Annotated in this window: 22 protein-coding genes and 2 tRNA genes; 7 read left to right on the top strand and 17 right to left on the bottom strand. The window is 67.0% G+C overall.

The genetic code is table 11. The features are described 5' to 3' along the window. Positions 1-41: 41 nt before the first annotated feature. From ACAG24_RS14675 to ACAG24_RS14665, 3 genes are read right to left on the bottom strand one after another with little or no spacing between them, the layout of a single operon-like run. Positions 42-1,145, bottom strand: coding sequence for a D-alanine--D-alanine ligase family protein (locus ACAG24_RS14675; protein WP_370472948.1), 1,104 nt, complete (start codon positions 1,143-1,145; stop codon positions 42-44). Positions 1,146-1,174: 29 nt separating this feature from the next. After that, positions 1,175-2,284 (bottom strand): cystathionine gamma-lyase, encoded by a 1,110-nt coding sequence (locus ACAG24_RS14670; RefSeq protein ID WP_370472947.1) that lies wholly within the window; start codon positions 2,282-2,284, stop codon positions 1,175-1,177. A 3-nt stretch (positions 2,285-2,287) separates the two neighbouring features. After that, the gene (locus ACAG24_RS14665; protein ID WP_445206193.1) at positions 2,288-3,283 is read right to left on the bottom strand and encodes an NAD(P)H-dependent glycerol-3-phosphate dehydrogenase; all 996 of its coding nucleotides are present in this window, start codon (positions 3,281-3,283) and stop codon (positions 2,288-2,290) included. Positions 3,284-3,336: 53 nt separating this feature from the next. Between ACAG24_RS14665 and cofC the strand changes: the two genes are divergently transcribed. From cofC to mutT1, 3 genes are all read left to right on the top strand, one after another. Next, positions 3,337-3,984, top strand: a complete 648-nt coding sequence (gene cofC, locus ACAG24_RS14660) for a 2-phospho-L-lactate guanylyltransferase (RefSeq protein ID WP_374150781.1) — start codon at positions 3,337-3,339, stop codon at positions 3,982-3,984. 63 nt (positions 3,985-4,047) lie between these two features. After that, a complete protein-coding gene (locus ACAG24_RS14655) occupies positions 4,048-6,228 on the top strand; it encodes an RNA degradosome polyphosphate kinase (protein WP_370472945.1) in 2,181 nt (726 codons plus the stop codon). A 107-nt stretch (positions 6,229-6,335) separates the two neighbouring features. Beyond that, positions 6,336-7,238, top strand: a complete 903-nt coding sequence (gene mutT1 / locus ACAG24_RS14650; protein ID WP_370472944.1) for an 8-oxo-(d)GTP phosphatase MutT1 — start codon at positions 6,336-6,338, stop codon at positions 7,236-7,238. An 88-nt stretch (positions 7,239-7,326) separates the two neighbouring features. On the opposite strand, the gene ACAG24_RS14645 is transcribed toward mutT1, so the two are convergent. The 3 genes from ACAG24_RS14645 to leuC form a co-directional block, all read right to left on the bottom strand. After that, positions 7,327-7,980 carry an HU family DNA-binding protein gene (locus ACAG24_RS14645; RefSeq protein WP_370472943.1) on the bottom strand — a complete coding sequence of 218 codons (654 nt, stop codon included), beginning with the start codon at positions 7,978-7,980 and terminating at the stop codon, positions 7,327-7,329. Positions 7,981-8,181: 201 nt separating this feature from the next. Continuing rightward, the gene (gene leuD / locus ACAG24_RS14640; protein ID WP_370472942.1) at positions 8,182-8,775 is read right to left on the bottom strand and encodes a 3-isopropylmalate dehydratase small subunit; all 594 of its coding nucleotides are present in this window, start codon (positions 8,773-8,775) and stop codon (positions 8,182-8,184) included. 20 nt (positions 8,776-8,795) lie between these two features. Beyond that, complete coding sequence (leuC, locus tag ACAG24_RS14635; protein ID WP_370472941.1) at positions 8,796-10,238, bottom strand: 3-isopropylmalate dehydratase large subunit; 1,443 nt, start codon at positions 10,236-10,238, stop codon at positions 8,796-8,798. Between the two features lie 38 nt (positions 10,239-10,276). Here leuC and ACAG24_RS14630 point away from each other — a divergent pair, with 38 nt between their 5' ends. Continuing rightward, positions 10,277-10,978 carry an IclR family transcriptional regulator gene (locus tag ACAG24_RS14630; protein ID WP_370472940.1) on the top strand — a complete coding sequence of 234 codons (702 nt, stop codon included), beginning with the start codon at positions 10,277-10,279 and terminating at the stop codon, positions 10,976-10,978. A gap of 138 nt (positions 10,979-11,116) precedes the next feature. Here ACAG24_RS14630 and ACAG24_RS14625 read toward each other — a convergent pair. From ACAG24_RS14625 to ACAG24_RS14610, 4 genes are all read right to left on the bottom strand, one after another. Beyond that, a tRNA-Glu gene (locus ACAG24_RS14625) sits at positions 11,117-11,189 on the bottom strand. 62 nt (positions 11,190-11,251) lie between these two features. Further along, a tRNA-Gln gene (locus ACAG24_RS14620) sits at positions 11,252-11,326 on the bottom strand. Between the two features lie 142 nt (positions 11,327-11,468). Next, positions 11,469-12,953 (bottom strand): glutamate--tRNA ligase, encoded by a 1,485-nt coding sequence (gene gltX, locus ACAG24_RS14615; protein ID WP_370472939.1) that lies wholly within the window; start codon positions 12,951-12,953, stop codon positions 11,469-11,471. Continuing rightward, positions 12,950-13,738 carry a fumarylacetoacetate hydrolase family protein gene (locus ACAG24_RS14610; protein ID WP_370472938.1) on the bottom strand — a complete coding sequence of 263 codons (789 nt, stop codon included), beginning with the start codon at positions 13,736-13,738 and terminating at the stop codon, positions 12,950-12,952. Before ACAG24_RS14610 ends, gltX begins: the two co-directional genes overlap by 4 nt. A 117-nt stretch (positions 13,739-13,855) precedes the next feature. On the opposite strand from ACAG24_RS14610, the gene ACAG24_RS14605 reads away from it, so the two are divergent. Continuing rightward, positions 13,856-15,067, top strand: a complete 1,212-nt coding sequence (locus ACAG24_RS14605; RefSeq protein WP_370472937.1) for an MFS transporter — start codon at positions 13,856-13,858, stop codon at positions 15,065-15,067. Here ACAG24_RS14605 and ACAG24_RS14600 read toward each other — a convergent pair. The 3 genes from ACAG24_RS14600 to serA are packed head-to-tail and all read right to left on the bottom strand — an operon-like array spanning position 15,064 to position 18,250. After that, complete coding sequence (locus ACAG24_RS14600) at positions 15,064-15,618, bottom strand: hypothetical protein (RefSeq protein ID WP_370472936.1); 555 nt, start codon at positions 15,616-15,618, stop codon at positions 15,064-15,066. The two genes, ACAG24_RS14605 and ACAG24_RS14600, sit on opposite strands and share 4 nt — an antisense overlap. Before the next feature lie 38 nt (positions 15,619-15,656). Beyond that, entirely contained in the window at positions 15,657-16,667 is a 1,011-nt protein-coding gene (locus ACAG24_RS14595; RefSeq protein ID WP_370472935.1) for a 3-isopropylmalate dehydrogenase, read from the bottom strand. After that, entirely contained in the window at positions 16,664-18,250 is a 1,587-nt protein-coding gene (serA, locus tag ACAG24_RS14590; RefSeq protein WP_370472934.1) for a phosphoglycerate dehydrogenase, read from the bottom strand. The genes ACAG24_RS14595 and serA overlap by 4 nt, the downstream gene beginning before the upstream one ends. A gap of 32 nt (positions 18,251-18,282) precedes the next feature. Here serA and ACAG24_RS14585 point away from each other — a divergent pair, with 32 nt between their 5' ends. Then, positions 18,283-19,713: a phytoene desaturase family protein gene (locus ACAG24_RS14585; RefSeq protein ID WP_370472933.1), complete on the top strand. Its 1,431-nt coding sequence runs from the start codon at positions 18,283-18,285 to the stop codon at positions 19,711-19,713. A 34-nt stretch (positions 19,714-19,747) separates the two neighbouring features. Continuing rightward, a complete protein-coding gene (gene wrbA, locus ACAG24_RS14580; RefSeq protein WP_370472932.1) occupies positions 19,748-20,344 on the top strand; it encodes an NAD(P)H:quinone oxidoreductase in 597 nt (198 codons plus the stop codon). Here wrbA and ACAG24_RS14575 read toward each other — a convergent pair. The 4 genes from ACAG24_RS14575 to ACAG24_RS14560 all read right to left on the bottom strand — a co-directional run bounded on the left by ACAG24_RS14575 (position 20,341) and on the right by ACAG24_RS14560 (position 24,474). Then, positions 20,341-20,967, bottom strand: coding sequence for a DUF3159 domain-containing protein (locus ACAG24_RS14575; protein ID WP_370472931.1), 627 nt, complete (start codon positions 20,965-20,967; stop codon positions 20,341-20,343). The two genes, wrbA and ACAG24_RS14575, sit on opposite strands and share 4 nt — an antisense overlap. Before the next feature lie 82 nt (positions 20,968-21,049). Further along, a complete protein-coding gene (gene ilvC / locus ACAG24_RS14570) occupies positions 21,050-22,063 on the bottom strand; it encodes a ketol-acid reductoisomerase (RefSeq protein ID WP_445206192.1) in 1,014 nt (337 codons plus the stop codon). Between the two features lie 39 nt (positions 22,064-22,102). After that, complete coding sequence (gene ilvN / locus ACAG24_RS14565) at positions 22,103-22,603, bottom strand: acetolactate synthase small subunit (RefSeq protein WP_024447862.1); 501 nt, start codon at positions 22,601-22,603, stop codon at positions 22,103-22,105. Beyond that, complete coding sequence (locus tag ACAG24_RS14560; RefSeq protein ID WP_370472930.1) at positions 22,603-24,474, bottom strand: acetolactate synthase large subunit; 1,872 nt, start codon at positions 24,472-24,474, stop codon at positions 22,603-22,605. The genes ilvN and ACAG24_RS14560 overlap by 1 nt, the downstream gene beginning before the upstream one ends. Between the last annotated feature and the right edge of the window lie 19 nt (positions 24,475-24,493).

Here is a 24,493-nt window from a genome sequence, read left to right as displayed (position 1 = left end):
AATGGGTCCCCGAACCGCCCTCACCGCACGTTCGGTGGCCGCTAGCGCAGGCCGGTCCCCCGGGCCACGGCGGTCTCGACCATCGTGGCGAGCAGTGTCGGGTAGTCGACGCCGCTGGCCGCCCACATGCGCGGATACATCGAGATGGTGGTGAAGCCGGGCATCGTGTTGAGCTCGTTGATCACGGGTCCGTCGTCGGTGAGGAAGAAGTCGACGCGCGCCAGCCCCTGGCAGTCGATGGCCTGGAACGCGCGGATCGACAGCGCGCGGATCTCCTCGGCCACGGCGTCGTCCACCTTGGCCGGAACGTCGAGTTCGGCGCCGTCGTCCAGATATTTGGTCTCGAAGTCGTAGAACCCGTCTTCGCGTCCGCCGACGCCGGTCACGCGGATCTCGCCGACCGTGCTCGCTTCAAGATGGCCGTCCGGAAACTCGAGGACGCCGCATTCGAGTTCGCGTCCGGGAACCGCGGCCTCGACGATGACCTTCGGATCGTGGCGGCGGGCTGTTTCGATGGCCGCGGGCAGCAGATCCCAGCTGGTGACACGGCTGACGCCGATCGACGAGCCGCCGCGGGCAGGTTTGACGAACACCGGCAGCCCCAGGCGTTCGCGCTCTTCCAGTGACAGCGACTCGTCGCGTGGTCGCAGTACCACCTGATCACCGATCGGCAGGCCGGCGGCGGCGAGCAGCTTCTTGGTGAACTCCTTGTCCATGCCGGCTGCGCTGGCCAGCACGCCGGCGCCGACGTACGGCACGCCCGCGAGTTCGAGCAGACCCTGGACGGTGCCGTCCTCGCCGTACGGACCGTGCAGGACAGGGAAGACGACATCGACGGCGGCGAGCACGTCGCCCGCCGCCTCGCCCAGGGACAGCAGTTGACCACGACGAGCCGGATCGGCGGCCAGAGCGAGTTCGGTGCCTGAGGCTCCGGTGACGCCGGGCAGTGTGCCGTCGGTGATCGCAAGCGTTTCCGGCCGTCCGTCGGTCAGCACCCACGACCCGCCCGGTGTGATGCCGACGGCGGTCACCTCGAACCGTTCCGGATCGAGGTTGCGCAGGATGCTGCCTGCGGAAACACACGAGATCGCGTGTTCGGAGCTACGTCCGCCGTATACGACGGCGACGCGGATGCGGGCATTCACAACCTGGAGACGCTACCGTCTGAGCCGGTTCACGCCGGTCCGAGTGCCTGGCCGAGGTCGTTGAGCAGGTCGTCGGTGTCCTCGATGCCCATCGAGATCCGTGCGAAACCGGGCGCGACGGGGTCGCCCCACCGTGCTCGCCGGTCCACCGAGGTGTGGATGCCGCCGAAGCTGGTGGCAGCGACCAGGAGCTCGCTGCGGCGAACGAGGTCGTGGACCGCCCCAGCGTCGGCGAGCTCGACGGCGACGATGCCGCCGAAGCGGCGCATCTGCATCGACGCCACGGAATGGGACGGGTCTCCCGGCAGACCCGGGTACCGGACTGACCGCACGGCGGGATGGGAGCGCAGCATGAGGGCGACGGCCGCAGCGTTCTGGCACTGCCGCTCCAGCCGCAGCCCGGCGGTGCCGAGACTGCGCAGCACCAGCCACGCCTCGAACGCACCGAGGATCGGCCCGGAGAGCAATCGCTCGCGCTCGACACGCTCCATGAGTTCCGGATGGCTGCCCGCAACGTAGCCCGCGAGCACGTCGCTGTGTCCGGACAGCGCTTTGGTGGCGCTGGCCACCACCAGATCGGCGCCGAAGGACAACGGCTGCTGGCCCAGCGGCGACGCGGTGGTGTTGTCGACGACCAGCAGCGTTCCTTTCGACCGGCAGATCATCGCGAGCCGGTGCAGATCCACCACGTCCAGGCCGGGGTTCGACGGGGTTTCGGCCAGGACGACGTCCGCTTCGCGGGCCGCGTCACACATCTCGGCGCACCGCGCTTCGACGACGGTGACGCCGCGGCCGGCCAGGAACTCACCCGCGTAGGCACGCACCTGGTAGTAACCGTCGGCGGGGACGACCAGTGTGCGCCCCGGCTCGGCGACGACCCGCAGCACCGCGGTCAACGCGGCCATTCCCGACCCGAAAGACACTGCCGCAGAAGCACCTTCGAGTTGGGCCAAGGCGAACTCCAGTTGCCGCCACGTCGGATTGGACCGGCGACCGTAGCTGTCGAGGGAGTCGTCCTCGTCGGGGGGAAGGTGATAGGCCGAGGCCGGAACCGGAGAGGGTGAGACGGGGCCTCCGGGAATGGCTTCCGAAGAAACGGCTTTGACGCTCCGCGTGGAATCGCCGTGCGCGGCCGCCACTGTCTATTCCGGCTTCGTCGAGCGTCCGAGGAGCAGGGCCACCGCTTCGTCGACCGACAGGCCCTTGTGGCACACGCGATGTACGGCTTCGGTCAGCGGCATCTCGACGTCGTAACTCGACGCCAGCGCCAGGACCGACTGGCAGGAGGTGACGCCCTCGGCGACGTGCCCGCCGGTCGCGTCGAGTGCGGCCTGCATCGTTCCCCCCTTGCCCAACCGCTCGCCGAACGATCGGTTCCGCGAGTGCGGAGACGTGCACGTCGCCACCAGATCACCGATTCCGGCAAGTCCGGCCAACGTCGCGGGCTTGGCCCCCAAGGCAATTCCGAGTCTCATGATCTCCGCGAGTCCCCGGGTGATGATGGCGGCCGCGGTGTTCTCCCCCAGACCGACGCCGGCAGCCATGCCACTCGCGAGGGCGATGACGTTTTTGCAGGCGCCCCCGACCTCTGCGCCGATCACGTCGGCGTTCGTGTACGGGCGGAAGTAACCGGTGGCCAGCGCGCGCTGCAGCGCGACGGCGCGACCGGAGTCACTGCAGGCGACGACGGTGGCCGCCGGTTGTTCCTCGCCGATCTCGCTGGCAAGGTTGGGACCGGTGACGACGGCGATCCGGGACTGATCGGCGCCGGTGACCTGCGCGATGACCTGGCTCATCCGCATGAGGGAGTCGAGTTCGATTCCCTTGGCCAGGCTCACCAGTGAGGCGTCGGGACCGAGGTGACCCTTCCACAGTTCCAGGTTCGTCCGCAGTGTCTGGGACGGTACGGCGAGCAGCACCGTGCAGGCACTCGCCAGTGCTTCGGCGTGGTCGCTGGTGGCGCGGATCGACTCCGGCAGCGCGACGTCGAGGTAGTTCGCGTTGCGGTGAGTGGCGTTGATCTCGTCGGCGAGTTCGGGTCGCCGGGCCCAGAGCGTCACGCTGTTACCGGCGTCTGCCAATACTTTGGCCAACGCCGTGCCCCACGCTCCGGCACCCATCACCGCCGCCTCAACCACGGCTTCAGAGTAGCCGGGAATAATCGGCTGGCAGGATGACGCTCGTGACCGGCATGAGGAACTCCGATCCGGACGCCGACATCGCACTGGTGATCGCGGTCAAGCGGCTCACCGCCGCCAAGACGCGGCTCGCTCCGGTTCTTTCGGCGACGGCGAGGGGCGACGTCGTCCTGGCCATGCTGGTCGACACGATCACGGCGGCGCTGGCAGTTCCTGCGGTGCGGTCGGTGCTGGTGGTCACGCCCGACGAGGTGGCGGCAACTGCCGCGCGGCGGCTCGGCGCCGAGGTGCTCGCCGATCCGACGCCGGCAGGGCACGCCGACCCTCTCAACAATGCGCTGACCGCCGCCGAAACGGTCGTCCGGGGTGAGAACTCCAATATTGTTGTGCTGCAAGGCGATTTGCCGGCATTGAAATCAACCGAACTGGCCGAAGCCATCGAGGAGGCGCGCGCCCATCCCCGTAGCTTCGTCGCCGATCGGCAGGGCACCGGCACGGCTGCGTTGTTCTCCTTCGGGGTGCCACTCGCTCCGCACTTCGGCGCCGGCTCTGCGCGACGCCATCGGCAGTCCGGTGCCGTCGAATTGACGGGTGCCTGGCCGGGTCTGCGTTCGGACATCGACACCCCCGAAGACCTGGCCGCGGCGCGAGCACTCGGCATCGGTCCGGCGACGGCACAGGCCATCGCCCGTGCCGGATGAATTCGCTTACCCGTTGCCCCACTCGGTGGCATGAGCACCGGCGGATAGGGAATCATCGGACCCATGACCGAAGCCCAGACCCGACCTGATCAGACGGAGTCATCGGAGGCGGCCAGCGCGCCGGTGACGGGGTCTGCGGATTCGGCGCCGGAAGCGCCTCCCGCGGCGACCTCCCCCGCGGTCGAGAACCCTCTTCCCGAAAAGCGCTACCTGAACCGAGAGCTGAGCTGGCTGGACTTCAACGCCCGCGTTCTCGCGCTCGCCGCGGACCCCTCGCTTCCGCTGTTGGAGCGCGCGAAGTTCCTGGCGATCTTCGCGTCGAATCTCGATGAGTTCTACATGGTCCGCGTCGCCGGCCTGAAACGGCGTGACGAGATGGGGCTGTCTGTCCGGTCGGCGGATGGCCTGTCGCCTCGCGAACAGCTCCGCCGGATCAGCGAGCGCACACAGCAGATCGCCAGCAGGCACGCCACCGTGTTCCTCGATTCGGTGCGGCCCGCCCTTGCCGACGAAGGCATCTTCATCGTCACGTGGGCCGAACTCGACGACGCGGAGCGCGGGAGGCTGTCCACCTATTTCCACGAGCAGGTCTTCCCGGTTCTGACGCCGCTGGCCGTCGACCCCGCACACCCCTTCCCGTTCGTGAGCGGCTTGAGTCTCAATCTCGCCATCACCGTCAAGCATCCAGACGACGGAGGTCAGCACTTCGCGCGAATCAAGGTGCCCGACAACGTCGACCGGTTCGTCGAACTCAGCGCACGCGAGGACTCCCCCGGCGTGGTCCGCTTCCTCCCCATGGAGGAGTTGATCGCCGCGTTCCTGCCGGTGTTGTTCCCGGGCCTGGACATCGTGGAGCATCACGCCTTCCGGATAACGCGCAACGCCGACTTCGAGGTCGAGGAAGACCGCGACGAGGATCTGCTGCAGGCGCTGGAACGTGAGCTGGCGCGTCGGCGGTTCGGTTCGCCGGTCCGACTCGAGGTCTCCAACGACATGACCGAGAGCATGCTCGAACTGCTTCTGCGCGAACTCGACGTCGCGCCGGGCGACGTGATCGAAGTGCCCGGGCTGCTGGATCTCTCGTCGCTGTGGCAGATCTACGGCGTCGACCGGCCAGCGCTCAAGGACCCGCCGTTCGTGCCCGCCACCCCATCAGCGTTCGGCGAACGCGAAACCCCCAAGAGCATCTTCTCGGCGCTGCGCGACGGCGACGTCCTCGTCCACCATCCGTACGATTCCTTCTCGACGACCGTGCAGCGCTTCATCGAGCAGGCCGCGGCGGACCCCAATGTGTTGGCGATCAAGCAGACGCTCTACCGCACATCCGGTGACTCACCGATCGTCAACGCGCTCATCGATGCGGCCGAGGCGGGCAAGCAGGTGGTGGCGCTGGTCGAGATCAAGGCGCGGTTCGACGAACAGGCCAACATCAAGTGGGCCCGCGCACTGGAACAGGCGGGCGTGCACGTGGTCTACGGACTGATCGGATTGAAGACACATTGCAAGACCTGTCTTGTGGTGCGCCGCGAAGGTTCGACGATTCGGCGGTACTGCCACATCGGCACCGGCAACTACAACCCGAAAACCGCCCGCCTCTATGAGGATGTCGGCCTGCTCACCGCCGCGCCCGACATCGGCGCGGACCTCACCGACCTGTTCAATTCCCTGACCGGCTACTCCCGCAAGGAGTCCTACCGCAATCTCCTGGTCGCGCCGTACGGCGTCCGTCGCGGCATCATCGAACGCATCGAACGGGAGATCGCCGCGACGCGCGAGGGCGCCGACGGCCGGATCCGGTTGAAAGCCAACGCTTTGGTCGACGAGCAGGTCATCGATGCGCTCTACCGCGCATCCCAGGCCGGGGTCCACGTCGAGGTCGTGGTCCGCGGTATCTGTGCGCTGCTGCCCGGCGACCCTGCCTTCTCCGACAACATCGTGGTGCGGTCGATCCTCGGTCGATTCCTTGAGCATTCACGGATCATTCACTTCCGTGCCATCGACGAATACTGGATCGGCAGCGCCGACATGATGCATCGTAATCTCGACCGGCGCGTGGAAGTGATGGCGCAGGTTAAGGATCCACGATTGACCTCACAACTGAATGACATCTTCGACTCGGCGGTCGATCCGAGCACCCGGTGCTGGGAACTGAGCCCCGACGGCCACTGGACGGCGCGTCCCCAGGAGGGGCACACCGTGCGTGACCACCAGATGTCACTGATGGACCGCCACCGGCATCAATGACCGCGACGACGCGCGCACGGGGCGAGGCATGAGGGCCGGCAGGCCCCGCCCAGACTTTCCCGACACGCAGGAGTTTAGGTGCCGAAGGAGAAAGACCGGATGCAGCTGTGGTGAAGAAGTCCCCGATCCTGGCCGCCGGCGCCGTCCTGTGGCGTCCCCAGGACGGCACGGGCGAGCCGGAAGTCGCGATCGTCCACCGACCGCGCTATGACGACTGGTCGCTGCCGAAAGGCAAGCTCGACGCCGGTGAGACCGAGGCCGTCGCCGCTGTCCGGGAAATCGAGGAGGAGACCGGGTTTCGGTCACACCTCGGCCGGCGCCTGCCTTCGGTCACCTACCCGGTGGATCACGGCATCAAGAAGGTGCGCTACTGGGCATCCCGCGCCGGCGGAGGCGAATTCTGCCCCAACGACGAAGTGGACGAACTGAAATGGCTTCCGCCGAAGCAGGCGATGTCCGAGCTGGTCTACCCTCACGACCGCAAGGTCCTGCGCCGGTTCCTGAAGCTGCCCGCGGACACCCGAACGGTTCTCATCGTCCGGCACGGCACCGCGGGCGACAAGAAGCGGTATCGCGGTGACGATCGAAAACGACCGCTGGACAAGCGCGGCCGTGCCCAGGCCGAGTCTCTGGTCGGACAACTGCTCGCCTTCGGTGCCCACGATCTGTTCGCGGCTGATCGCACGCGCTGCCACCAGACGCTGGACCCGCTCGCCGCGGAACTGGGTACCACCATTGGCAACGAGGCGGCGCTGACCGAGGAGGCTTACGCCGACGACCGTAAGGCCACGCGCCAGCGCATCCTCGAGATCGCCGACACGGCACAGACGCCGGTGATCTGCACTCAGGGAAAGGTGATCCCGGACCTGATCGCCTGGTGGTGCGAACGAGACGGAGTGCGGCCGGACAAGTCCCGCAACCGCAAGGGCAGCACGTGGGTGCTGTCGCTGGCCGACGGGAAACTGATCGCGGCCGACCACATCGACAGTCCGCTACCGCCGAAAAAGTGACGCGGCAATTGAATTCAATTCAGGCTCGCGTCTTCACACGAAAACGCCGCGGATCCGGAGGATCCGCGGCGTAGTCGTCAGAACGTGACTACTTGCGTCCGCGCTTGGCCGGAGCCTTCTTGGCGGGCGCCTTCTTGGCGGGCGCGGCCTTCTTGGCCGGAGCCTTGGTAGCAGCCTTCTTGGCCGGAGCCTTCTTGGCGGGCGCAGCCTTCTTGGCAGCCGGAGCCTTCTTGGCCGGAGCCTTCTTGGCGGGCGCAGCCTTCTTGGCAGCCGGAGCCTTCTTGGCCGGAGCCTTCTTGGCCGGAGCCTTGGTCGCAGCCTTCTTGGCAGCAGGCGCCTTCTTGGCGGGAGCAGCCTTCTTCGCTGCGGCCTTCTTGGCCGGAGCCTTCTTGGCGGCCGCCTTGCGGGCGGTGCTCGCCGCGGCGACGCCACGCTTGACTGCGGGGCCGTCGGCCGGAAGCTTCTGTGCGCCAGCCACAACGGCCTTGAACTGAGCGCCGGGGCGGAATGCCGGAACGGAGGTGGGCTTGACCTTCACCGTCTCGCCAGTGCGCGGATTGCGGGCCACACGGGCCGCGCGGCGACGCTGCTCGAAAACACCGAAGCCGGTGATGGTGACGCTCTCACCCTTGTGCACCGCGCGGACGATGGTGTCAACGACGTTCTCCACCGCGGCGGTCGCTTGCCGACGATCCGAGCCCAACTTCTCCGTGAGTACGTCGATGAGCTCTGCTTTATTCATGCAAAACCTCCGAAACCAGTGGCCCTCCTTGGACCGACTAGTGCACACGGTAAACCTTTTGCCTGCTGATTTCCAAGAGCCACGCGCAATTTCAGGACCGCTCAGCGAATATTTTTCAATCCGCTTGGCCCCCTTACCGTCCTGGGAGGGCCTGCGAAAAGGGGGTTACAGGCGCGGGATTTCGGTGATTTCAGCCGCGGATCACGCGGGCAGAGTACGCGGTTTCCATTGCGGCCGGCGGCCCTCGAATTCTTCGATCTCAGGCAATTTCCGCAGCGTAAGGCCTATATCGTCGAGTCCTTCGAGAAGCCGCCACGCGGTGTAGTCGTCAATGTTGAACGGCACCATCATGGTTCCGGCAGTGATCGACCGATCTTGAAGATTTACAGTGATTTCCGTTCCGGGGTGCTGCTCGATCAGCTTCCACAACAATTCCACATCATCTTGTGAAACTTCGGCCGCGAGCAGACCTGCCTTGCCGGCGTTGCCGCGGAAGATATCGGCGAATCGGGGCGAGATCACCACCCGGAATCCGAAGTCCATCAGCGCCCAGACCGCATGCTCGCGCGACGACCCGGTGCCGAAATCCGCTCCGGCGACCAAAACCGAACCTTTGTCGAAGGGCGCCAGATTGAGCACGAAAGACGGATCGTTACGCCAGGCGGCGAACAACCCGTCCTCGAATCCCGTTCGTGTGACCCGCTTCAGGTACACCGCCGGGATGATCTGATCGGTGTCGACGTTCGAGCGGCGCAGTGGCACACCGATCCCGGTGTGGGTGCGAAAGGCTTCCATCTTCGGTCTCCTGTCAGGTTTCAGTGGCTGGTCTCGGCGAGGTCGGCAGGCGATGACAGCCTGCCGCGGACGGCGGTCGCGGCGGCGACCGCCGGCGACACCAAATGCGTACGGCCGCCCTTGCCTTGCCTGCCCTCGAAGTTTCGGTTGGACGTCGATGCGCAACGCTGCCCGGGCGAAAGCTGGTCCGGATTCATCCCGAGGCACATCGAGCAGCCGGCCTGACGCCATTCCGCTCCTGCCGCAGTGAAGATCTCACCGAGGCCCTCGGATTCGGCCTGCGCGCGCACCCGCATCGACCCGGGCACCACCAGCATCCGGACGCCGTCGGCGACCTTGCGACCACGGAGTACGTCGGCGACGACACGAAGGTCCTCGATCCGGCCGTTGGTGCACGAGCCGACGAACACCGTGTCGACCGGGATCTCGCGCATCGGGGTGCCCGCACGAAGGTCCATGTAGGTCAACGCCTTTTCGGCGGCGAGGCGCTCGGCCTCCTCGAAGATCAGTTCGGGGTCGGGCACGGAGTCCGACAGCGGGACGCCTTGGCCGGGGTTGGTTCCCCAGGTGACGAACGGGCTCAGCGTCGACGCGTCGATGTGGACCTCGGTGTCGAAGACCGCGCCCTCGTCGGTGCGCAGCTGCCTCCACGCCTCGACCGCGGCGTCCCAGTCCGCACCCTGCGGCGCGTGCGGGCGCCCCTTGAGGAACTCGAACGTCGTCTCGTCCGGGGCGACCATGCCGGCGCGGGCTCCCGCTTCGATGCTCATGTTGCAGACCGTCATCCGGCCTTCCATCGACAGCGATTCGATGGCGCTGCCGCGGTATTCGATGACGTGTCCCTGCCCGCCGCCGGTTCCGATCTTTGCGATGACGGCGAGGATGATGTCCTTGGCGCTCACGCCCGGCGGCAGTTCACCGTCGACGTTGACGGCCATCGTCTTGAAGGGTTTGAGCGCGAGGGTCTGGGTGGCCATCACATGTTCGACCTCAGACGTGCCGATCCCCATGGCGATCGAGCCGAATGCACCGTGGGTGGAGGTGTGGCTGTCGCCGCAGACGACCGTCATCCCGGGCTGGGTCAAACCCAGCTGCGGCCCGATGATGTGAACGATGCCCTGCTCGGTGTCGCCCATCGGGTGCAGCCTGATTCCGAATTCCTCGCAGTTGCGGCGCAGTGTCTCCACCTGGGTGCGCGACACGGGATCCGCGATCGGCTGGTCGATGTCGACAGTCGGCACGTTGTGGTCCTCGGTGGCGATCGTCAGATCGGGCCGACGCACCGGCCGTCCGGCCAGTCGCAACCCGTCGAAGGCTTGCGGGCTGGTGACCTCGTGGACGAGATGGAGGTCGATGTAGATCAGATCGGGCTGGCGCGCGGCGCCCTCACCGGTTCCGGGGACGACGACGTGGTCGTCCCAGACTTTTTCGGCGAGAGTGCGGGGCTGGTTCGCGATGGCCATCTTGACTATCTCACAATCTGGGAAGCTAGTATCTCCTTGTGAGACAGGATAGCGGCATCGGCGTTCTGGACAAAGCGATCACCGTGTTGCACGCGGTCGCCGAGTCGCCGTGCGGGCTGGCCGATCTGTGCGAACGGACGGGCCTGCCGCGCGCGACGGCGCACCGTCTGGCGGTCGGGCTCGAGGTACACCGGTTCCTCGCCAGGGAGGCTGACGGACAGTGGCGTCTCGGTCCGGCGCTCACCGAGTTGGCAGGCCATGTCAAAGATCCGCTGCTGTCGGCCGGGGCTGTCGTGCTGCCGCGCCTGCGCGAATTGACCGGCGAGAGTGTGCAGCTGTACCGAAGGGAAGGCACCACACGGGTCTGCGTGGCGGCCCTGGAACCGCCTGCCGGCCTTCGCGATACCGTCCCCGTCGGGACGCGCCTGCCGATGACGGCGGGCTCGGGGGCCAAGGTGCTGCTCGCCTATGCCGATGCGGGCACTCAGCAGGCCGTGCTCCCCGGCGCATCTTTCACCGACCGCGCACTCGCCGAAGTCCGCAAGCGCGGCTGGGCCCAGAGCGCCGCCGAACGCGAGCCGGGGGTGGCCAGCGTCTCGGCGCCTGTGCGCGACGGCCGGGGTGCCGTGATCGCGGCGGTGTCCGTGTCCGGGCCGATCGACAGGATGGGCCGCAGGCCCGGTGCGCGCTGGGCGGCTGACCTCGTCGCGGCCGCCGACGCACTGACGCGCCGCCTCTGACGTTCACGCCTCGAACTCGCGAGTGCGGTCACAGCGTCGAATCGCGTGAATCCGCGATCTGACGCACGCTCACGTGAGAAAGGTCTCACCGCGGCGACAAAAAAGCTCCGGACCTCGGTGAGGCCCGGAGCGATGTTGTACCCCCGATGGGATTCGAACCCACGCTACCGCCGTGAGAGGGCGGCGTCCTAGGCCGCTAGACGACGGGGGCTAGAACTGCTTTCCGGTTGGTCAGCATAGCTCAGGCGAGAATGCTGACCTAATCGCTGCCGTTGGCTGGGGTACCAGGACTCGAACCTAGAATGGCTGAACCAGAATCAGCTGTGTTGCCAATTACACCATACCCCATTGGCTGCTTGTAACCGCTGGTCACAAGCCGTTTTTCGGCTCTGCCCCGCCCCGGCTCGATCGTCTCGAGCCGACGCGAACCAACTCGCGAGCCGACGAGCAGACTACCAAAGATTTCGGACTGCTTTTCACGCCGGCGCTGTCACGCCTCCGGCGTTGCGGCCGCTGCCGCATGGTCGCGGCCGGCGCGCAACCGGTCCAGGCTGCGGTCACGGCCGAGCAGTTCCAGCGACTCGAACAGCGGAGGGCTCACCGAGGATCCCGTGGCGGCGACGCGGACCGGGCCGAACGCCTTCCTCGGCTTCAGTTCCAGGCCGTCGATGAGTGCCGCCTTGAGCGCCTCCTCGATCTGCGGCGTCCTCCACTGCGCGATGCCCTCCAGCGCCGCCACCGCAGCCGTCAGCACGGGAACGGCGTCCGGGCGCAGCTCCTTGCCCGCCGACTTTTCGTCGAGGGCGAAGGAAGAGTCGTCGAGGAACTTGAGCAGATCCCAGGCGTCACCGAGCACGACGATGCGCGTCTGCACCAGTGCCGCGGCTTCGGCGAACTGTGCGTCGTCCAAACCCGTTCGGTGGCCGCGGGTGGCGAAGAACTCCGCCAGCCGCCGGGCGAACTCGTTTTCGTCGAGCATCCGGATGTGCTCGGCGTTGAGAGCGTCGGCCTTCTTCTGGTCGAAACGGGCCGGGTTGGAGTTGACGTCGGCCACGTCGAAGGCGGCGACCATCTCGTCGAGGCTGAAGATGTCGCGGTCGTCGGCGATCGACCAACCCAGCAGCGCAAGGTAGTTGAGCAGCCCCTCGGGGATGAACCCGCGCTCGCGGTGCAGGAACAGGTTGGACTGCGGGTCGCGTTTCGACAGCTTCTTGTTGCCTTCGCCCAGGACCGGGGGCAGATGGGCGAATTGGGGTGTCATCTCGGCGACACCGATGCGAATGAGCGCCGCGTAGAGCGCAAGCTGGCGCGGGGTGGACGGCAGCAGGTCCTCCCCACGCAGCACATGGGTGATCTTCATCAACGCGTCGTCGACCGGATTGACCAAGGTGTACAACGGATCTCCGCTGCCACGGGTCAGCGCGAAGTCCGGCACCGATCCGGCGGGGAACGTCGTCTCGCCGCGGACGAGATCGACCCAGGTGAGGTCGGTGTCGGGCATCCGCAGGCGCACGACGGGCCGGCGACCCTCGGCCCGGAACGCGGCGCGTTGCTCGTCGGTCAGGTCGCGGTCGTAGTTGTCATATCCGAGTTTCGGGTTGCGGCCCGCGGCGATGTGCCGGGCCTCCACCTCCTCGGCCGTCGAGAATGCCTCGTAGGCCTCCCCCGCAGCCAGCAGGCGCTCGATCACATCCGTGTAGACGTCGCGGCGCAGGGACTGGCGATACGGGCCGTACGGGCCCCCGACTTCTGGTCCCTCGTCCCAGTCCATCCCGAGCCACCGCAGCGCATCCAGGAGCGCGAGGTAGCTCTCCTCGCTGTCCCGTTGGGCGTCGGTGTCCTCGATGCGGAACACGAATGCGCCGCCGGTGTGTCGGGCATAGGCCCAGTTGAACAGCGCGGTGCGGATCAGTCCGACGTGCGGGGTGCCGGTTGGCGACGGGCAGAACCTGACGCGAACCTTGGGCGCGGTCACGACTTGCCCTTGCGCACAACGGGATTGGTCAGCGTACCGATCCCTTCGACGGTGATGCCGACGGTGTCGCCGTGCTCGAGCGGGCCGACACCCTCGGGGGTGCCGGTCAAGATGAGGTCACCGGGAAGCAGCGTCATCACCGCCGAGATCCATTCGATGATCGCGCCGATGTCGTGGATCATCAGCGAAGTCCGGCTGCGCTGCTTGACCTCGCCGTTGACCTCGGTGCGGATCTCGAGATCGCCCGGATCCACATCGGTGACGATCCACGGGCCGACGGGACAGAACGTGTCATGCCCCTTCGCCCTCATCCACTGACCGTCCTTCTTCTGCTGATCGCGCGCGGACACGTCGTTGGCGATGGTGTAGCCGAGGATGTTCTCCGCCGCGCGGGACGCCGGAACGTCCTTGCAGGGCCGCCCGATCACGGCGGCCAGCTCGCCCTCGAAATGCACCGGATTCGCGTCGGCGGGAAGCTGGATCGGGACGCCCGGCCCGATGATCGCGGTGTTGGGTTTGAGGAAGATGATCGGATCCTCGAACGTCCCGCCGCCCATCTCTTCGATGTGCGCGGCGTAGTTCTTGCCCATACACACCACCTTGCTCGCAAGGATCGGTGCGAGGAGGCGGACATCGGCCAGCGGCCACTGCCTGCCGGTGAACGTCGGGTTGCCGAAAGGATGCTCGGCGATCTCGCGCGCGATCGCCTCGGCCGGATCGTCGGGCGGGCCTTCGATGGCGACGAAGGCGACTCCATCTGGACTGGCGATTCGACCGAGACGCATGAGGCCAGCCTAGTGCCCGGCCCCAGAGCCTCGGCGAGTGCGCCGGGAACGGCAACCGCTTCCCAGATTATGAGATAGTTGTTCGGTATTTTGAGACGACTGTGCGAGCATGGCGACATGCCCGCCGCCGAAATCAGTTCGATGAGGCGGTGGTCGATGCTGGTCATCGGACTGCTGGCGACTTTGTGCGCCAATGTGTTCATCAACGGTGTGGCGTTTCTCATCCCGACGTTGCACGCCGAACGCGGCCTGGACCTCGCCGCTGCGGGCCTGATGTCCTCGCTGCCCAGCCTCGGCATGGTCGTGACGCTGATCGCCTGGGGCTATGTCGTCGACCGCGTCGGCGAACGTCTCGTGCTCGTGCTGGGGTCGGCGTTGACCGCGGCGGCGGCATTCGCCGCCGCGTCGGCGGACTCACTGCCGATCACCGGGGTGTTCCTGTTCCTCGGCGGCATGGCGGCCGCCAGCAGCAACACCGCCAGCGGCAGGCTCGTGGTCGGATGGTTCGACGCCGAACGACGCGGGCTCGTGATGGGAATCCGCCAGACCGCCCAACCGCTGGGTGTCGGCGTCGGCGCGCTGGTGATCCCGCGGATCGCCGAGTTCCACGGTGTGACAGGCGCACTGCTGTTCCCCGCTGCGGTGTGCGGAGCCTCGGCACTGCTGTGTGCGGCGGCGGTGATCAATCCGCCCCGCCCGCCGCGCGCCGAGGCCACCGACACCGATCTCGCCAACCCGTATCGCCGATCGGCAATGCTGTGGCGGATTCATCTGACGTCGGTTCTGTTGGTGATCCCGCAGGTGTTCGTCTGGACGTTCACCTTGGTCTGGCTGATCTCCGAACATCGCTGGTCTCCCCAGTCGGCGGGCATCCTCGTGATGCTGGCCCAGATCCTCGGGGCCGCCGGCCGCATCGGCGCGGGCCGCTGGTCGGACTTCTACGTCACACGCTCCGGCGACGTCGTATCCTCACGGTTGCGGCCGATCCGCATCATCGCGGTGGCAGCGGCAGTGGCGATGGCGTTGCTCGCCGTCACCGACTGGCTCGACTCGCCTCTGAGCATTGCCGTCATGATCGCCGCGTCGGTGATCACGGTGTCCGACAACGGGTTGGCGTTCACGCTCATCGCCGAATACTCCGGCCCGTTCTGGAGTGGACGCGCGATGGGCACGCAGAACACGAGTCAACTGTTCGCCCAGGGCGTCGCACCGCCGCTGTTCGGCGGACTGATCGCAGTGGCCGGCTATCCGGTGGCGTTCGCGGTCTGCGCCGTTTTCCCGCTGCTCGCGATTCCATCGGTGCCGTTGGCGGTCGATCCGGATCGTTAAGCCCCGCCTGGCGATCTGGTGCGAGGCAATTCGATCAGCGCGGCGGCCAGAAAACACATCGCTCCGACGAACGTGCCGAGGTTGGCCAGCACTTCATCTTCTGTGACACCGTCCGTGCGCACGAAAGCCGCGGCAGCAGAGACCCCGAACGCCACGCAACCGATCAGGTTGACGACTGCCGCGAGCCGGTCCCCGCGCCCGAGCTCGCGCACTCCGAAGACCGCCATCATCGCCAGGGCACCGCTGACGAGAAAGAACAGAGACCCTGTCGCGTCAGGGACCCAGACGTAGCGGCGCTCCTCCAGCACGACATGCGCCCATACGGCAGCGCCGGTGCTGATGTTGAACAGCAGTGTCCCCGCGAATTGCACTGCCGCCGAGTACCATTCGAACCGCTTCGACCCGTCGGAGAGAACGAGCTGTATCCATGCCGCAGTCGTGAAGAACCACGAACCGATGAAGCACAACAGATTCGCCGTCCCCGCGCCGGCCCACGCCGCAAAGCCCGGCGCGGTCGCGAGCGCGAAGAATGTCGAACCGATCGCGAACAACCAGCACTGCCGCCCCAGGGACGCGAGCGCCGCGATGGCTAGAGCTTCCCGAGGATCCGGTCGCCGACCTGTGTTGTCGAGAGCTTCTCGTCGCCGCGGGTGGCGAGGTGTTCGGCGACCGCCTTGTCGACTCGTGCCGCCGCGTCGAACTCGGCCATGTGTGCCAGCAGCAGCGACACCGACATCACCGCGGCGGTCGGATCCGCGATCCCCTGGCCCGCGATGTCGGGAGCGCTGCCGTGCACCGGCTCGAACATCGACGGATTCGACAGCGTCGCATCGATGTTGCCGCTGGCGGCCAGTCCGATGCCCCCACACACGGCGGCAGCCAGGTCGGTGATGATGTCGCCGAACAGGTTGTCGGTGACGATGACGTCGAACCGGCCCGGGTCGGTCACCATGTGAATGGTCGCGGCGTCGATGTGCTGGTAGGCGATCTCGACGTCCGGGTATTCGGCGGCCACGGCCTGAACCGTGCGCCACCACAGGGATCCGGCGTTGGTCAGAACGTTGTTCTTGTGTACCAGCGTCAGGTGCTTCCGACGCTGCACCGCCCGGCCGAAGGCGTCCTGCACGACGCGGCGCACACCGTAGGCGGTGTTCACGCTGACCTCGGTGGCGATTTCGTGGGGCGTGCCGACGCGGATCGCGCCGCCATTGCCGGTGTAGGGGCCCTCGGTGCCCTCGCGGACGACAACGAAGTCGATCTCCGGATTGCCCGCAAGAGGGCTCTCCACCCCCGGATACAGGCGGCCGGGCCGCAGGTTGATGTGGTGGTCGAGCTCGAAGCGGATGCGCAGCAACAGCCCTCGCTCCAGCAGCCCGCTGGGCACCGACGGATCCCCGATGGCACCGAGCAGGATCGCGTCGTATCCCTTCAGCTCTTCCAGCACCGAGTCCGGGAGCACCTCGCCGGTCTTGTGGTACTGACGGGCCCCGAGGTCGTACTCGTTCTTCTCCACGCCAGGCAGCACCGCGTCGAGCACCTTCAGCGCTTCGCCGATGACTTCCGGTCCGATGCCGTCGCCGGCGATGACTGCGAGTTTCATGTCAGATCAACCACTTCCAAGGTCACGGCGGCGACATCGCTGCCGATGGCGGCGAGTACGTCCTGAGGTACCTCGCGGTCCAGTCGCAGCATGATCGTCGCGCCCTGACCGTCGGCGTCCTGGCTGAGCTGCGCGGCGAGGATGTTGACGGCCGCGCCTCCAAGAAGGGTGCCGATCTTGCCGAGCGCGCCCGGCTGGTCGTCGTAGTTGATGATCAGGTTGACGCCCTCGGCGCGCAGATCCAGGTTGCGGCCGTTGATCTGGACGATCTTCTCGACCAGCTGTGGACCCGACAGCGTGCCGGACACGTTGACCGTGGAACCGTCGGCAGCCACCGCGCGGACATCGACGAGGCTGCGGTGGTTGGGGCTCTCGGACTCGGCGTCGATGGAGGCCTCGACGCCGCGCTCGGCCGCCAGCGCCGGCGCGTTGACGAAGGTCACCTGATCCTCGATGACGGCGGAGAAAAGACCACGCAGAGCCGAAAGGCGCAGCACCTCCACCTCTTCGGAGGCGAGCTCACCGCGAACCTGCACGCAGAGGTTGGTGGGCAGCTCCGCGGAGAGGGCGCCGACCAACAGGCCGAGCTTGCGCACGAGGTCGAGCCACGGCGCGACCTCCTCGCCCACGACGCCGCCGCCGACGTTCACCGCGTCGGGCACGAACTCTCCTGCCAGCGCCAGTTTCACGCTTGCGGCGACATCGGTGCCGGCACGGTCCTGGGCCTCGGCGGTCGACGCGCCGAGGTGGGGTGTCACGACGACCTGGGGCAGCTCGAACAGCGGGCTGTCGGTGCACGGTTCGGTCGAGAACACGTCCAGACCCGCGCCGCGGACATGACCGCTGGTGATCGCGTCGGCCAGCGCCTGCTCGTCGATCAGGCCACCGCGGGCGGCGTTGACGATGATGACGCCCGGCTTGGTCTTGGCAAGCGCCTCTTTGCCGATCAGCCCGGCGGTCTCCTTGGTCTTGGGCAGGTGCACCGAGATGAAGTCGGCCCGACCGAGAAGTTCATCGAGGGTCAGCAGCTCGATGCCCAGCTGGGCGGCGCGCGCCTGGGAGACGTAGGGGTCGTAGGCGGTGATGTGCGCGCCGAACGCGGCCAGCCGCTGGGCGACCAGCTGGCCGATGCGGCCCAGGCCCACCACACCGACGGTCTTGCCGAAGATCTCGGTTCCCGAAAATGCCGACCGCTTCCAGGTGTGCTCACGCAGCGTGGCGTCGGCAGCAGGAATCTGGCGGGCTGTGGACAGCATCAGCGCCAGCGCGTGTTCGGCCGCACTGTGGATGTTGGATGTCGGAGCGTTGACGACCAGGACGCCGCGTGCCGTGGCGGCATCGACGTCGACATTGTCCAGCCCCACTCCGGCGCGGGCGACGATCTTGAGCTTCGGGGCCGCGGCGAGCACCTCGGCATCGACCGTGGTCGCCGACCGCACGAGCAGCGCATCGGCGTCGACCACCGCGGCGAGCAGCTTTTCTCGGTCCGGGCCGTCGACCCAGCGGACCTCGACCTGGTCGCCCAGGGCTTCCACCGTCGATTGGGCCAGCTTGTCGGCGATCAGTACAACAGGAAGACTCACGAGGCCTCAGCCTAATGGGCTCTAATGGCCGCGTGGAATTGACCGTCGTCGGGAGTGGGCCCAACGGGTTGTCGGCCGCAGTGATCTGCGCGCGAGCCGGTGTATCGGTGCGGGTCATCGAGGCCCAGCACACGTTCGGGGGCGGGGCGCGCACGCTGCCCGACCCGGAATTCAGCGGCGTCGCACATGACATCTGTTCAGCGGTGCACCCGCTGGCGCTGGCGTCGCCGTTCTTCGCCGCGTTCGACCTTCGGGCACGAGGAGTGGAATTCGCAGTGCCTGACATCTCCTATGGGAACCCGTTGCCGGGAGGTCGATCGGCCATCGGCTACCGCGACATCGAGCGCACCTGCGACGAGCTCGCGCAGGGCGAGTCGTGGCGCAGGCTCCTCGGGCCTCCGGCGGCGGACTGCGAAGGCGTCGTCGGGTTGCTGCTGGGCGACAAGCGCTCGGTCCCGCCCAGCATTCCCGCCGCGCTGCGGGTCGCGCCGCGGCTACTGGCGCAGGGCAGCCCGGCCTGGGGCACCCTCAAGGGCGAGGATGCCCGAGCATTGTTCACCGGCGTTGCTGCACATACGATTTCGCGGATGCCGTCGCTGGTGTCCGCAGGCGCGGGCATGATGCTGGCCACCTTGGGGCACGCGGTGGGCTGGCCCATCCCGGTTGGCGGTTCCCAGGCGATCCCCGACGCGCTGGTCGCCGACCTGCGCGCGCACGGCGGCGAACTGGTCCTCGGCGAGGAAGTGACCGCCCCGCCCCCGGGCGTGGTTCTCTACGACACCGCACCGACGGCGTTGCTGCGGATCTACGGCGACCGGCTGCCGGCCGGTTATGCGCGCACGCTGCGCCGCTACCGCTACGGGCCCGGGGTCGCGAAGGTCGATTTCGTGCTGTCGGACGAGATCCCGTGGCTGGATTCCCGCCTGGCCCACGCTCCGACACTGCACCTCGGCGGGGACCGAACAACGATGGCGCTGGCGGAAAGCGAAATCGCCAAAGGTCGCCACGCCGAATGGCCGATGGTCCTGGCCGCGCTCCCCCACCTGGCCGACCCAACCCGCGTGGATTCGCAGGGACGGCGCCCGCTGTGGACCTACGCCCACGTGCCCGCGGGGTCGACCGTCGACATGGCCGACGCCATCTCCGCAATATTCGAGCGTTTCGCTCCGGGCTTCAGGGACGTCGTCGTCGGGGTGCGCAGTGTGCCCGCGGCACAGATGTCCGAGCACAACGCCAACCTCGTCGGGGGCGACATCGGGGTGGGCGGCAACAACATGTTCAGCGCGCTGACAGGACCCGCGTTGCGGTGGAATCCGTGGGCCACGCCGATCCCGCAGACTTACCTGTGTTCCTCGGCGACCCCACCGGGTGGCGGGGTGCACGGGATGGCCGGGTTCTACGCTGCGCGCACAGTGCTCAAGCGGGAGTTCGGGATCACGGATATGCCACCCCTTTTCCCGTGATCGGAGCGTCAAACCGCGTGAGTAGGCTGCCGGTATGACGAAGCTTGCGGTCATCTATTACTCGGCGACGGGACACGGAACGGCGATGGCCACGCGGGTCGCCGCGGCCGCGGAGGCTTCGGGCGCCGAGGTCCGCCTGCGTCACATCGCCGAGACGCGCGACCCCGAATCGTTCGCGAACAATGCGGCGTGGACGGCCAATTACCACGCGACCAAGGATCTTCCGGCCGCCACCGGAGACGACATCGTGTGGGCCGACGCGGTGATCTTCGGCTCCCCCACCCGATTCGGCAACACCGCGTCGCAATTCCGCACATTCATCGACTCGCTGGGCGGGCTGTGGGCCAAAGGTCTACTCGCCGACAAGGTTTACGCGGGCTTCACGTCCTCGCAGACCGCGCACGGCGGCCAGGAGACGACACTGCTGACCCTCTACGTCTCGCTCATGCATTTCGGAGGCATCCTCGTGCCGCCCGGCTACACCGACGGCGTCAAGTTCGCCGACGGAAACCCCTACGGCGTCGGACATGTGACCGGACCGGAGAACCGCAACGAACTCGACGACGCCACGCTGGCCGCGCTCGACCACCTGGCCCGCCGCGTCGTCAGCGTTGCCGACCGGTTGAGCTAGGCCGGGTCGATGCCGCGCGGCAGCGCCCGCATGCCCGTCCGGATGGCGAGATAGATGAACGTCGACGTCACCAGGAAGATGGGCCATCCCATGGCAATTCGCGCCACAGCGAGCATCCCTTCCTGATCGGTGTCGTAGAGGTAGAACTGCACCGCGAACCGCGTCGCCGACACTGCGGCCATCATGAGCGTGACGAGATCGAACGCCGTCCGGACGCGTCGGGTGCGCCGCCAGGTGTCGTCGCGTCCTGTCATCCACGCCCACACCACCCCGATCAACGGGCGCCGGACCACCACGGAGACGGAGAACACCACCGCCATCGCCAGGTACATCCAGATGCCCGGCAGATAGAAGTCTTTGGCCTGCCCCGTCACGAGGGCGAAGCCCGCGCCGACGGCGATGCCCGCGAAACCGAAAAGCGCGGGCCGGGTGGATTCCCGCCGCACCAGCTGCCATGCCATCACGACGGCCCCGACGCCCACGGCCGCGATCAGCGCGGGCATCAAGCCTGCCAGCGCGTTGAGCGCGGCGAACACGATCACCGGAAGCGCCGAATACACCAGTCCGCTGATACCACCTGCACGGGCCAGCAGTGCGGCGGCCGGCGTGTCAGTGCCCGTCATGAAACCCGAGAGTACCGACCGCAGCGATTTCGGCGTGATTATCGCCGCTGAGCGGTGAAAAGCACGCCGAAATCGCTCCTGACTAAGCGGTTTCGGTGATGGGCCGGTCGACCCAGCTCATAAGGTCGCGCAGCTTCTTGCCGGTGACCTCGATCGGGTGCTCGGCGTTCTCCTTGCGCAGGCCTTCGAGCTCTTTGTTGCCGCCCTCGACATTGGCGACCAGACGCTTGACGAAGGTGCCGTCCTGGATCTCGGTCAGAATCTGCTTCATGCGCTTCTTGGTGTCGGCGTCGATGACACGCGGGCCCGACAGGTAGCCGCCGAACTCCGCGGTGTCGGACACCGAGTAGTTCATGCGCGCGATGCCGCCCTCGTACATCAGGTCGACGATCAGCTTGAGCTCGTGCAGCACCTCGAAGTAGGCCAGTTCGGGCGCGTAGCCCGCTTCGACCATGGTGTCGAAGCCGGCCTTGACCAGTTCCTCGGTACCGCCGCAGAGCACGGCCTGCTCGCCGAACAGGTCGGTCTCGGTCTCGTCCTTGAAGGTGGTCTTGATGACGCCGGCGCGTGCGCCGCCGATGCCCTTCGCGTAGGACAGCACCAGGGCAAGCCCTTCACCCTTGGGGTCCTGCTCGACGGCCACCAGGCAGGGCACACCCTTGCCGTCGACGAACTGGCGACGCACCAGGTGGCCGGGGCCCTTGGGGGCGACCATGCCGACGGTGACGTTGGCGGGCGGCTTGATGAGGCCGAAGTGGATGTTGAGGCCGTGCCCGAAGAACAGCGCGTCGCCGTCGTTGAGGTTCGGCTCGATGTCGTTGGTGAAGATCTCCGCCTGGGCGGTATCGGGTGCGAGCACCATGATCACGTCGGCCCACTTGGCGACCTCGGCGGGGGTGCCGACCTCCAGGCCCTGCTCTTCGACCTTCTCGCGCGACTTCGAGCCTTCCTTGAGGCCGACCTTCACCTGCACGCCCGAGTCGCGCAGGCTCAGTGAGTGCGCGTGCCCCTGGCTGCCGTAGCCGATGACGCCGACCTTGCGGCCCTGGATGACCGACAGGTCCGCGTCGTCGTCATAGAACATCTCAACTGCCATCTTCGTGAATCTTCTTTCTGTACTTGGCTTCTCGGGTTACTACTTGGTGCTGATCCCGCGTGGGCCGCGAGACAGCGACACCACACCGGATTGGACGATCTCGCGGACCCCATAAGGCTCGAGAACACGCAACAGCGCCTCGATCTTTTCAGGTGTTCCGGTGGCCTCGACAGTCAGTGACTCGGTGGAGACGTCGACGACCTTGGCGCGGAAGAGATTGACCGCCTCGATGACCTGGCCACGCGTGGTGGCATCGGTGCGCACCTTGATCAGTGCGAGCTCACGGGAGACGGAATTCTCCTCGTCCTGCTCGACGATCTTGATGACATTGATCAGCTTGTTCAGCTGCTTGGTGATCTGCTCCAGCGGAGACTCCTCGACGTCGACCACGATGGTCATCCGCGAGAGATCCTTGTGTTCGGTGGCTCCGACGGCCAGCGACTGGATGTTGTATCCGCGGCGGGAGAACAGCGACGCCACGCGAGCCAAGACGCCGGGCTTGTCCTCGACGAGCACCGACAGCGTGTGCGTGGTCGCCATTATGCGTGTCCCTCTTCGTTGTCGAACAGCGGACGGATGCCGCGTGCCGCCTGGATCTCATCATTGCTCGTGCCTGCGGCCACCATCGGCCACACCTGCGCGTCGGCGCCGACGACGAACTCGATCACGACGGGGCGGTCGTTGATCGCACGCGCCTGGGCGATGACGTCGGCGACGTCTTCGGCGCGCTCGCAACGCAATCCGACACATCCCAGCGCCTCCGACAACTTCACGAAGTCAGGGATGCGACGGGTGTGCGTGGCCAGATCCGTTTGGCTGTACCGCTCTTCGTAGAACAGCGTCTGCCACTGCCGAACCATGCCCAGGTTGCCGTTGTTGATCAGGGCGACCTTGATCGGCACGCCCTCGATGGCGCAGGTCGCCAGCTCCTGGTTGGTCATCTGGAAGCAGCCGTCGCCGTCGATCGCCCACACCTCGGCCTCGGGCCGGCCCATCTTGGCGCCCATCGCCGCGGGCACCGCGAAGCCCATCGTTCCCAGACCACCGGAGTTCAGCCAGGTCTTGGGCTTCTCGTAGGAGATGAACTGCGCAGCCCACATCTGGTGCTGACCCACGCCGGCCACGTACACCGCGTCCGGGCCCGCCATCTTGCCCAGCGTCTCGATCACGTACTCGGGGCTCAGGCTGCCGTCGCTCTGCGGGCCGTAGCTCAGCGGATAGGTGGACTGGATGCCGCGCAGGTACTCCCGCCAGTTGTCCAGGTCAACGGTGGTGCCGTCACGGCGCAGCGCCTCGACGAGATCGGTGATGACGTTCTTGACGTCGCCCACGATCGGCACGTCGGCGTGCCGGTTCTTGCCGATCTCGGCCGGGTCGATGTCGGCGTGGATGACCTTGGCTTCCGGCGCGAACGAATCGAGCTTGCCCGTCACGCGGTCATCGAAGCGGGTGCCCAGCGCGACCAGCAGATCACTGCGCTGCAGCGCCGCCACCGCCGCCACGGTTCCGTGCATGCCGGGCATACCCATGTTCTGCGGGTGACTGTCGGGGAACGCCCCTCGCGCCATCAACGTGGTGACCACCGGAATGCCGGTCAGCTCGGCCAGCTCGAGAAGCTGCTCGGACGCCTCGCCGCGGATGACGCCGCCACCGACGTAGAGCACCGGCTTGCGCGCCTCGGCGATGAGCTTGGCAGCTTCGCGGATCTGCCGGTTGTGGGGCTTGGTGTTGGGTTTGTATCCGGGCAGCTCGAACTGCGGTGGCCAGGCGAAGGTGCACTGACCCTGCAGCACGTCCTTGGGGATGTCGACGAGGACGGGCCCCGGCCTGCCGCTCTGGGCGATGTGGAACGCCTCGGCGATGACGCGGGCGATGTCGTCACCGTTGCGGACCAGGAAGTTGTGCTTGGTCACCGGCATCGTGATGCCGGAGATGTCGGCTTCCTGGAAGGCGTCGGTGCCGATGAGGGACCGGCCGACCTGGCCGGTGATGGCCACCATCGGGATGGAGTCCATGTAAGCGTCGGCCAGGGGTGTCACCAGGTTGGTGGCTCCGGGACCCGAGGTCGCCATGCACACCCCGACCCGACCGGTCGCATGGGCGTACCCGCTGGCCGCATGGCCACCACCCTGCTCGTGGCGCACCAGCACGTGGCGCAGTTTCTGCGAGTCGAACAGCGGGTCGTACACGGGCAACACGGCCCCGCCGGGGATACCGAAGATGACGTCGACACCGAGTTCCTCGAGCGAGCGGATGACCGCTTGCGCACCGGTGAGCTGGTGCGGGGCAACAGAATTCGGTTGGCGGTTGGCGTGCGCCTGGGCCGTCGCGGAGTTGTGCTTCGCGGCGGTCGCTGTCCCGTTCGTCGGGGTCACCGACTGCTCGGGCGGTCGCGTGGTGGGTGCGCTCACGGTGTCCTCTGGTCTCTCT

Source organism: Mycobacterium bulgaricum (assembly GCF_041287165.2).
Lineage (GTDB): Bacteria > Actinomycetota > Actinomycetes > Mycobacteriales > Mycobacteriaceae > Mycobacterium > Mycobacterium bulgaricum.
Note: the sequence above shows the minus strand (reverse complement) of the source record. Positions and strands in the feature narration are given on the sequence as shown.